The 9933-nt window shown below is 72.7% G+C and carries 10 protein-coding genes; 6 read left to right on the forward strand and 4 right to left on the reverse strand.

The window, feature by feature from the left end:
- Positions 1-11 precede the first annotated feature (11 nt).
- From ABD774_RS01730 to ABD774_RS01750, 5 genes are all read left to right on the forward strand, one after another.
- Complete coding sequence (locus tag ABD774_RS01730; RefSeq protein ID WP_345036919.1) at positions 12-827, forward strand: endonuclease/exonuclease/phosphatase family protein; 816 nt, start codon at positions 12-14, stop codon at positions 825-827.
- A 33-nt stretch (positions 828-860) separates the two neighbouring features.
- Positions 861-1784 (forward strand): AEC family transporter, encoded by a 924-nt coding sequence (locus tag ABD774_RS01735; RefSeq protein ID WP_345036921.1) that lies wholly within the window; start codon positions 861-863, stop codon positions 1782-1784.
- Positions 1781-2698 carry an EamA family transporter gene (locus ABD774_RS01740; RefSeq protein ID WP_345036923.1) on the forward strand — a complete coding sequence of 306 codons (918 nt, stop codon included), beginning with the start codon at positions 1781-1783 and terminating at the stop codon, positions 2696-2698. The genes ABD774_RS01735 and ABD774_RS01740 overlap by 4 nt, the downstream gene beginning before the upstream one ends.
- 271 nt (positions 2699-2969) lie before the next feature.
- Positions 2970-4514, forward strand: coding sequence for a DEAD/DEAH box helicase (locus tag ABD774_RS01745; RefSeq protein WP_345036925.1), 1545 nt, complete (start codon positions 2970-2972; stop codon positions 4512-4514).
- Between the two features lie 136 nt (positions 4515-4650).
- A complete protein-coding gene (locus tag ABD774_RS01750; RefSeq protein WP_345036927.1) occupies positions 4651-4920 on the forward strand; it encodes a GlsB/YeaQ/YmgE family stress response membrane protein in 270 nt (89 codons plus the stop codon).
- Between the two features lie 128 nt (positions 4921-5048).
- On the opposite strand, the gene ABD774_RS01755 is transcribed toward ABD774_RS01750, so the two are convergent.
- The 3 genes from ABD774_RS01755 to ABD774_RS01765 all read right to left on the reverse strand — a co-directional run bounded on the left by ABD774_RS01755 (position 5049) and on the right by ABD774_RS01765 (position 7825).
- Entirely contained in the window at positions 5049-6449 is a 1401-nt protein-coding gene (locus ABD774_RS01755; protein ID WP_345036929.1) for a sensor histidine kinase, read from the reverse strand.
- Entirely contained in the window at positions 6446-7120 is a 675-nt protein-coding gene (locus tag ABD774_RS01760) for a response regulator transcription factor (RefSeq protein ID WP_345036972.1), read from the reverse strand. The genes ABD774_RS01755 and ABD774_RS01760 overlap by 4 nt, the downstream gene beginning before the upstream one ends.
- Before the next feature lie 225 nt (positions 7121-7345).
- Positions 7346-7825, reverse strand: coding sequence for a hypothetical protein (locus ABD774_RS01765; RefSeq protein WP_345036931.1), 480 nt, complete (start codon positions 7823-7825; stop codon positions 7346-7348).
- Between the two features lie 449 nt (positions 7826-8274).
- On the opposite strand from ABD774_RS01765, the gene ABD774_RS01770 reads away from it, so the two are divergent.
- Positions 8275-9324, forward strand: coding sequence for a RelA/SpoT domain-containing protein (locus ABD774_RS01770; protein ID WP_345036934.1), 1050 nt, complete (start codon positions 8275-8277; stop codon positions 9322-9324).
- 341 nt (positions 9325-9665) lie between these two features.
- Here ABD774_RS01770 and ABD774_RS01775 read toward each other — a convergent pair.
- On the reverse strand, positions 9666-9933 hold a 268-nt coding region (locus tag ABD774_RS01775), incomplete at its 5' end, for an FAD-dependent oxidoreductase (RefSeq protein ID WP_345036936.1).

The following is a 9933-nucleotide window of genomic DNA, read 5'->3' on the forward strand; positions in this document are numbered from 1 at the left end:
GCGGCGCCGGCGTGGTGCGGGTGCTCACCCTCAACCTCCAGCACGCCGCCCCGGCACGCACCGCCGCCGACGCGGGCGGCCCGGCCGGAGCGGCCACGGTGCGCCGCGCCGGGGACGAGATCGCCGGCGTCGGCGCCGACGTCGTCCTCCTCCAGGAGGTCGACCGCGGCGTGCGCCGCTCCGGCGGCCTCGACCAGGCCGCCGTCCTGGCGGACCGCCTGGGGATGTCCTACCGGTTCGCGGCGAGCCTCGCCGCCACGCGCGGCGGCTCGCTGCTGCCCACCCGCACCTCGACACCCGGGCGCGGCTACGGCGTCGCCCTGCTGACGCGGCTGCCCGTCACCTCCTGGCACGTGCGGCGGCTGCGCGGCGGCGGGCCCGGGCGACGCCGCGGCCACCCCCCGTGGCTGCCGCACGGCTGGTCCTGGGACGTCGGCCGTGTGCTCCTCGCCGCCGTCCTGCGCACCGAGGACGGCCCGCTGTCCGTCGGCGTCACCCACCTGTCGGTGGTGCCCGTCGTCGCCCGCCGCCAGCTCGCCGTCGCGGCGCGCGCCCTGCTGACTCTGCCCGGGCCGCACCTGCTCGGCGGAGACCTGAACCTCGCCCCGGGCCCGCTGTCGGCGTCGGAGGTGGTGCCCGGGCTCCTCGCCCCGCTCGCGACCGGCCTGACCTTCACCAACGCCCGGCCGCGCACCCAGATCGACCACCTGCTCGGCGCCGGTCTGGTCGCCGCCGGCCCGGCCGAGGTGCACCACCTCTCCGTCTCGGACCATGCGGGGCTCAGCGTGGACGTGCGCCGGGCACACCGGCCGGCGGTGGGAGGATGAGGACGCTGACGGCCGGCTGAGAGGGGGAGACGCGTGGCGGGCGTGCTCACCGGCTTCGTCACGCTGGCGGCCGTCGTGCTGCTGGGTTACCTCCTCGCCCGGGGCGGAGTGCTGGGCGCCGGCGCCGACGGCGTCCTGAGCCGGCTGACCTTCTTCGCCGCCACCCCGGCCCTGATGTACCGCACGGTCAGCGAGGCGCAGGTGGCCGACGTCTTCTCCACCGGCGCGCTCGTCAACGTGATCACCGCGGCCGTGCTCGTCCTCGTCCACACGCTCGTGGCCGGCCTGGTCCTGCGCCAGCGCGGTGCGGCGCTGACCCTCGGCGCCCTGACGGCCAGCTACGTCAACGCCGGGAACCTCGGCATCCCGATCCTGGTCTTCGCCGTCGGCGACGCGGCCGCGATCGCGCCGGTGCTGCTGCTCCAGCTGCTCGTCATGGTGCCGGTCAGCTTTGCCCTCCTGGACACCCAGACCGGTCGCCGCGGAGTCTCCCTCACGCAGACGCTCACCATGCCGGTGCGCAACCCGCTGGTCATCGGCGTCGCCCTCGGCCTGCTCGTCTCCCTCACCGGCGCCACTCTCCCGGCGGTGGTCGCGCTGCCGGTCGACCTCGTGGCGGACATGGCCATCCCGCTCATGCTGATCGCCTTCGGGCTCTCGCTCCGGGGCGCGCCGCTGCCGGGCCGGGGCGAGGGGAGGGCGTCGCTGTGGACCGCCGTCGCCCTGAAGAATCTCGGCGGGCCAGCGCTCGCCTACCTCCTGGGGGCCCACGCGTTCGGCCTCACCGGGGACGACCTCCTCGGTCCCGTCATCGTCGCCGCCCTCCCGACGGCGCAGAACGTGTTCGTCTACGCCATGCGCTACGGGCGCGCGGTGCCGATGGTGCGCGACGCCATCCTGCTCACGAGCCTCGGCTGCGTGCCGGTGGTGCTCGTGCTCGTGGGGGTGCTCGGATGAGGGCGTCCGGCTCGCGGCGCAGGCCTGCCGTGCCCGCGCCTGCGCTGTTCATGTTCTCGGCGCTCAGCCAGTACGTCGGTGCGGCTGTGGCCGTCGGGCTGTTCGACCACATGCCCGCGACGACGGTGGCCTGGTGGCGTCTCGCCGTCTCCGCCGTGCTCCTGGTGGCCTGGCGGCGGCCGTGGCGGGCGCCGTGGACGCTGCGCACGCTCGCCGGCTCCGCACTGTTCGGGGTGGTGCTCGGGGCGATGAACCTGCTGTTCTACGCCGCGATCGCGTACCTGCCGCTCGGCACGGCGGTCTCGCTGGAGTACCTCGGACCGGTCGCCGTGGCGGCGCTGGCCGGGCGGGGGGCGCGCGTGCGGGTCGCCGTCGGGCTGGCGCTCCTCGGCGTGGTCTCCATCAGCGGGCTCGGGCTGGACTGGTCCGCCCCGGGCACGGCCGCCGGTGCGGCCTTCGCGGTCCTGGCCGGTGCCGCGTGGGCCGTCTACATCGTGCTGGGCAGGCGCATCGCCGCGGGGCGGGACGGGCTGACGTCACTGGCCGTCGGCACGATCGTCGGAGCGATCTTCTACGCGCCGGTCGCCGTCCCGACGGCGGGGGTCGCGCTGTCGGACCTGGCGCTGCTGGCCGCCGTGGTCGGCGTGGGCGTGCTCTCCTCGCTCATCCCCTACGCCATCGAGCAGGTCGCGCTGACCCGGCTGGCCGCGCACACCTTCGCCCTGCTGACGTCGCTGCTCCCGGCGACGTCCCTGCTGGTCGGCCTCGTGGTCCTCGGCCAGGTGCCGACCGTAGGGGAGGCGGTGGGGCTGGTGCTCATCTCGGTCGCGGTGCTGCTGGCCCGGACCGACGCGCAGCGGGGCGGGACGGGACCGGCGCCGCCCGGTGGGCCCGAGGGGCCCGAGGGGTCCTAGGCGCCCAGGCCCGGGCGTCGAGGCGGCCCCGGCCCAGGGGCGCGGCGGCCCAGGTCGGACGCGCCCACCGGCACCGCCGCGGGGCACTGCGGGTGGTGGCGCTGCTCACCAACCCGGCCGTTCCGGACCGTGACGTGCGATACTGACGACAGGTGGCGCCCAGCGGCGCCCCGACATCGCACTGCACGGCCACCGCGCCGGCGGGTCCTCCGCCGATGACGAGTGAGCGGAGATGCCTGCGGTGACCTTCAGCTGAGAGAAGTACGCCCTCGTGCCCCAGAACACTCTTGCGCCCGCGACCGCCTCGTTCGACGCCCTCGGCGTCCCCGGCGTCCTCGTGCGCTCGCTCACCACGCGCGGGATCGACGCGCCCTTCCCGATCCAGGCCGCCACGCTGCCCGACACCCTCGCCGGCCGCGACGTGCTCGGCCGCGGCCGCACCGGCTCGGGCAAGACCCTCGCGTTCTCGCTGCCGCTCGTCGCGCGCCTGGCCGCGCTCGTGCCCTCCGGCGAGACGATCCCGGGCCGCACGCGCGCCGGACGACCCCGTGGCCTCGTGCTCGCGCCGACCCGTGAGCTCGCCAACCAGATCGCCGACACCATCACCCCGCTCGCCACGGCCGCCGGCCTGAGCGTGACCACGATCTTCGGCGGGGTCAGCCAGAACCCCCAGGTCGCGGCGCTGAGCCGCGGCGTCGACATCGTCGTCGCCTGCCCCGGCCGGCTCGAGGACCTCATGGGCCAGGGCCACATCCACCTCGACGCCGTCGCGGTCACCATCCTGGACGAGGCCGACCACATGGCCGACCTCGGCTTCCTGCCCGGCGTCACCCGGATCCTGCGCGCGACGCCCCGCGGCACCCAGCGCCTGCTGTTCTCCGCGACCCTGGACAACGGCGTCGACCGGCTGGTCGCGCAGTTCCTCGACAACCCGCTGCACCACAGCGTCGACTCGGCCGAGTCGCCCGTCGCGGCCATGGAGCACCACGTCTTCCTGGTCGGCTCCACCGACGCGAAGAACGAGCTCGTGCGCACGCTGGCCTCCGGCGCCTCGCGCCGGCTGCTGTTCACGCGGACCAAGCACCAGGCCAAGAAGCTCGCCCGGCAGCTGACCTCCTCCGGCATCCCGGCCGTCGAGCTGCACGGCAACCTCTCCCAGAACGCGCGTGAGCGCGGGCTGGACGCCTTCTCCTCCGGCGAGGTCCGGGTGATGGTCGCGACCGACATCGCCGCCCGCGGCATCCACGTCGACGACGTCGACCTCGTCGTCCACGTCGACCCGCCGGCCGAGCACAAGGCGTATCTGCACCGCTCCGGCCGCACCGCGCGTGCGGGCCACGGCGGTGACGTCGTCACCCTGGTGCTGCCCGAGCAGCGGGGCGACTTCCGCGCGCTCGCCCGCGCCGCCAAGATCCGGGTCACCCCTGTGGACGTGACGGCCGACGACCCGCGCGTCGTGGACCTCGTCGGCGACGTCGCCCCCGCGGTCGACCCGCAGCGCGCGCACCTCGCCGCCTCGCGCAAGCCGGCGCCCCAGCAGCCCGGTTCCGGAGGTGCCCGCTCGGCCGGCGGTGGCCGCCGTCGTCGCGGAGGCTCCGGTGCGGTGCACTCCACCACCACGCCCGGCAGCGGCTCGGCCCGGCCGGCGCGGACCTCCGCTCCCGCCGCAGGCGGGGCCGCGCCCTCCGGGCGCACCCGCACCACGGTCAACGGCCGGCCCGTCGGGTCCGCGTCGCCGGCCGGCGCCGGGCGGCCGGGCCGCTCCCGCCGTGCGACCGGCGGCCAGGGCGCCCCGCGACGCACGGGCGGACGCTGATCTCACGCATCGTGAACAACTTGTGACCAACCTGTGACCCGGTTCGGGATGCGAGTCTGACCGCGCGCTGTCACGCTTCCTCTGTCAGCAAGACTTCCGTGCCGCCACGCGCGGCCATGAGAAAGCGAGGCTCAAGATGAGCATCATCTGGATCATCATCACAGGAGCCGTCATCGGCGCTCTTGCGCGGCTGTTCATGAAGGGCGACCAGAACCTGGGCATCCTGTGGACCATCATTCTCGGAGCCGCCGGTGCCGCCGTCGGTTACCTCATCACCGACGCGTTCGGTTGGGCTGACACGGCTGGCGGTGACTGGATCCGCTGGGTCGTCTCGATCGTCCTCGCGATCATCTTCATCTCCATCTACCTCGGCGCCACCCGCGGCCGTCGCCCCGTGCGACGCTGACGCAGCCGCTCTCGGGGGCCGGTCGCACCATGGGTGCGGTCGGCCCCCTTTCTTCTGTGCTCGCGGCCCTCGAGCCCGGAGGCGTCCGATCGCGCCCGGCGGTAGGCGCGGAGGGGCGGTGGCGGGGGTCACCGTGTCGAGGCGCCGGACCGTTCGTCCCGGACCGGCTCGGCGGGCTCGGGCTGGAGCGGCAGGCGGAGCTCGAGGACGGTCCCGGCCGGACCGGTCTCGTCGGCGACGGCGAGAGTCCCGCCGTGCGCCTGCGCGATGGCACGGCTGATGGCGAGCCCGAGCCCGGTGCCCCCGTGGTCGCGGGCCCGGGCCTCGTCAAGGCGGGTGAATCGGTCGAAGACCCGTTCGCGGTCGGCGGCCGGGATGCCGGCGCCGTCGTCCCGGACGGTGATGACGGCGCTGGAGCCCTCGCGGCGCAGCGCGAGAGAGATCGTCGTGCGGGCGTGACGGCGAGCGTTCTCCGTGAGGTTGCGCAGGATGCGGGTGATCTGGGCCTCGTCGCCCCGGATGCGCAGCGCGGGCAGCGGGGCGACCTCGACCGCGAGCGGGGACGCGGTCCGGCGGAGCCACTGCGCCTCCGCGTGCACGACGTCGTCGAGGTCGATCTCCCGCTGCACCAGCGGTGCGCGACCGTCGAGACGAGCCAGCAGCAGCAGGTCGTCGACCAGCCGGGCCATCCGTGTCTGCTCCGTCTGGAGGGCCGACGCCGTCTCCTGCCACAGCTCCGGGTCGTCGCGGGCCCTGGCCACCTCGAGCATCGCCTGCATGTTGGCCAGCGGGCTGCGCAGCTCGTGCGAGGCGTCGGAGACGAAGTGACGACGGCGCTCCGCGGAGGCCTCGATGCGCCCCAGCATCGAGTTCATCGTCTCCGCGAGCCGGTGGACCTCGTCGCGCGTCGCGGGCAGCGGCACGCGCTGCGAGAGGTCGCCGGCGCCGATGGTCGCGGCCTTGCGCCGGATCTCCTCGACGGGGGCCAGGGCCCGCCCCACGCTGAGCCAGGTGACCAGACCCGTCAGGGCGAGGACTGCCGGGAGGATCGCGACGATCAGCCGGGTCGCGTCCCTGACCGCCCGGTTGGCCGTGCTCAGGGACTGGGCGACCACCACCGTGCGCGGCTCCGCGTCCGTCCCTGCGGGCATGGCGAGCACGCGGTACGGGCGGGCGCGTGGCCCCCCGGGCGGGAGGGTCCGCGTCCGCACCGACGGCTCGTCGGCCGGACCGACCATGGGGGCGGTCTCGACCCGACCGTTGCTCGCCGCGAGCACCCGGCCCTCGGCGTCGATCACCTGGACGAAGCTGCCCCCGTACGGCGCGGCCGGCACCTGCGGAACGGCGCCGGCGTCGTCCTGCAGCAGGATGATGTCCAGGGCCCGGTCCTGTGCCGCAGCGTCCACGCCCTCGACCAGCTCGCGCCGCAGCAGCAGGACGAACGCGACGCCCGCCAGGGCGAGGATGACGGCGACGACGGCGGTGGCGTCCAGGGTGGTCGTCGCCCGGACTCCCAGCCGCCCCTTCATGCTCGCCTCCCGCTGAGGCGGTACCCCATCCCGCGGACGGTGCTGATGGTGATCCCGCGGGTCGGCTCGAGCTTGCGGCGCAGACGCCCGACGTAGACCTCGACGACGTTAGGCCCGCCCTCGAACGCCTGGTCCCAGACGTGCTCGAGGATCTCGTGCTTGCTCACCACCCGCTCGGCCCGGTGCGTGAGGTAGGTCAGCAGGGCCATCTCCCGGGCGGTCAGGTGGAGCTCGGTCTCTCCCGCCCATGCCCGCTGCTGCGCCGGGTCTATGCGCAGCGGGCCGACGACGAGCGGCGGGCCGTCGCCGCTGGAGGCGCGTCGCGTCAGGGCCCGGAGGCGGGCGGAGAGGACGACCGGCGAGAACGGCTTGGACATGAAGTCGTCGCCACCGATGTCGAGCGCGTCTGCCTCGTCGTACTCACCGTTCTTGGCGGTGAGGAACAGCACCGGCGTCCGGTCGCCGCGCACGCGCATGTGCCGGCACACGTCGTAGCCCGACATGCCCGGGAGCATGATGTCCAGAACCACGACGTCGAAGCTCTGCTCGCGGGTGTGCCACTCGCCGTCGATGCCGTCCTCGGCCAGGACCACGGTGAAGCCCTCGGCCTCGAGGGTCCGCCGGATCGCCGTGGCCAGCGGCCGCTCGTCTTCCACCACCAGGATCCGCACCCCGTCTCCCCACGTCATCATGGGTCCGACGCCTGCCAGGCTACGCGCGCGCAGGGGGCGGCCGGGAGTCCCGGCCGCCCCCTGCAGGGTGCGGGGTGACCCCCACGTGGCCGAAGGCCGAACGTGGGGGGCCTGGGGTGCCGCCCCGGGAGGACTCTGCGTGGAGTCCCGGGGGACGGCGGGGTGAGGCGGCGCAGCTACGTCGCTACGCCGCCCTCGGCGCTCCTACCACTTGTGGTCGTCGTCGTGGTCGTCCTTGTCGTGGTCGTGGTCGTGGTCGTCGTCGTCCTTGTCGCGCCTGTGGTCGCGGTCGTGGTCGTCGTCGTCCTTGTCGCGCTTGTGGTCGCGGTCGCGGTCGCGGTCGCGGTCGTGGTCGTCCTTGTCACCCTTGTGGTCGCGGTGGTCGCGGTGGTCGCGGTCGTAGTTCTTGTTGCGGACCACCCGGTCGCACTCGTCCTTGAACTCCTTCAGCACACCCTTGAACGTGCGTGCCTTCTCGTGGTGGCGCCCGTCCTCGTCGGTCCATCGCACGTGCCAGTAACCGTTTGCACGGTAGAAGTTCACGTTCCAACAGACGTTGTAGTCGTGATGGCTGTGGCCTGCCGGGACGGTCGCCGGAGTGGCGGCGACGGCGGTGCCCGCGCCGCCCAGCACCGCGAGACCGATGGCGGCCGAGGCGAGGCCGGAGATGAGCTTGTGAGACATGGCAGTTCCCTCTCGTGGTTGCGTCGTTGCAGCGCCCACTGTGCTGAGGGAAGCCTGAACGGAACCTGAACCCACCTGTCGGCCCGCTCAGGGAGGAAACTCCACCGCTGGAGTTCCACCTTCGGTTCGGTGGGCCCCGTGGGGATCGAACCCACAACCCGCGGATTAAAAGAACGCTACGGCGGTCACGGCCACGATCCGAGTTGACGTTTAAGTGTCGGATTCTCCGGTCTCGCGCGGGTCGGGGATGTCAGATCCTGACGGCCTCCACCGGGGCGTGATCGAGCGTCCGTGACCACCTTGGTGACCACACGGCCCTTGTCGGCGAGCCGTCTCGGTCTTCCGGGTAGGTCGATTTCGTAGTTCACGGCTCCCTGGTCGTACCCCTAAACGGAGGGTACGGTCCCGAACCGCTGACCGTGCGCCGAGTGCAGGGGTACTGTCTGCCCGTGGTGAAGCGAGTTGTGCCGGAGCACTCCAAGAGCGCCGTCGGTCGCGCGAGCAAGCTCGTGGGCAAGGGGAATGGGACGGCCGCCGAACTTGAGGAGGCCAGGGCGGTTCTGAGCAACTTCCGCAGCGCTCACGCGTTCCCCCTCAACGCCGTGACGGTGACCGTGAGGCAGAAGGCGCTGGCCGTGAACTCGAACGCGGTCGTGGCGCAGAGGCTGAAGCGGCTCCCCACCATCCTGGACAAGCTCACCCGCATTCCGACGATGAGCGTGACGACCATGCACGACTTGGGGGGCTGTCGGGTCGTCTTCGAGGCGGTGAGCGAGGTCGACTCGCTGGTTGAGGTTTTGCGCGACCTCACACGGGCTCGGAACCGTGTCACGCGCGTCTACGACTACCTCCACGAAGACCCAGGTCCCAAGAAGTCGGGTTACCGAGGGGTACACCTGGCTTACGAGTACGGGGCGTCCAAGAAGGAGTACCACGGCCTGCGGATCGAACTGCAGGTCCGCACCCAGTTGCAGCACGCCTGGGCGACGGCGGTCGAGACGATGGATCTTTTCTCGGGCAGTGAGCTTAAGTACGGGAAGGGGGACCCCGAGGTCATCCGCTTCTTCGTTCTGGTCAGCTCCCTGATGGCGCGCCAGGAAGGGACCTCGCCCGTGCCGGGAGCCGAACAGTCGGACGAGGACCTGCTGGATGAGCTGGCCCGGCTGGAAGCGCGCCTTGGAATCGTAGGACGGCTCCGGGGCTACGCGGCCATCGTGAACAACCACGCGACCAGCGACCGCCGAAACGCGCTGACCCTGGAGCTCCAGCGCAAGGAGGGTGAACTGACGGTCACCGTGCACGAGTCGATGGCCGACGCCGAGGCCCGCCTCACGGAGCTGGAGTCGCGGAACGACGACGACCTGGACGCCGTGCTCGTCAACATCGCCCGCATTAGCCAGTTGCAGGCGGCCTATCCGAACTACTACGCCGACACGTCGATGTTCACCACCTTCGTGAAGTCGCGGATTAAGGGTTCCTCGCGGAACGCGGCCAGATAGACCTCCACCAGGACGACCTCGGCCATCGCCTCGACCTCCCTTGCGCTCTCCGGTCACCCTAAAGTGCCTGTAGAAAACGCCGATCCGCCGCAGGCCGGGCTGCCCAGCGTCGGCGCAGTGGCGACTCGTGTTGTCGGCACACATCGGTTGGCTTGTGCGACGGCTTCAGGGCCAGCGTACGAGACGGATCTGCGTCTAAGCAGCGGTCGAATTTCAGCGGAGGCCGCGTTCCAGGTAGGCCAGCGCGGCACCGAGTCCTTGTCGCCCAGGCGTTTCCGCACCGCTGCGTGGAGCGGACGGCGCGCCGAGCGCGTGCCGTCCATGGACAACTAGACCCGCTGTCAGACGAGGACGGCGCCCTGAGGGGTCTGGGAGGAGTCGGTGCCGGGCTCGCCCGCCTCGTGCAGCTTGGCGAGGTAGCGCTCGGCGTCCAGCGCGGCGGCCGCGCCGGTGCCCGCGGCCGTGATCGCCTGGCGGTAGAGGTGGTCCACGGCGTCGCCGCAGGCGAAGACGCCCGGGACGTTGGTGGCGGTGGTGGGGTGGTCGACGACGATGTACCCCTCGTCGTCGAGCTTGACCTGGCCCTTGAGAATCTCGGTGCGCGGGTCG

This window comes from Georgenia daeguensis (assembly GCF_039537705.1).
Classification (GTDB): domain Bacteria; phylum Actinomycetota; class Actinomycetes; order Actinomycetales; family Actinomycetaceae; genus Georgenia; species Georgenia daeguensis.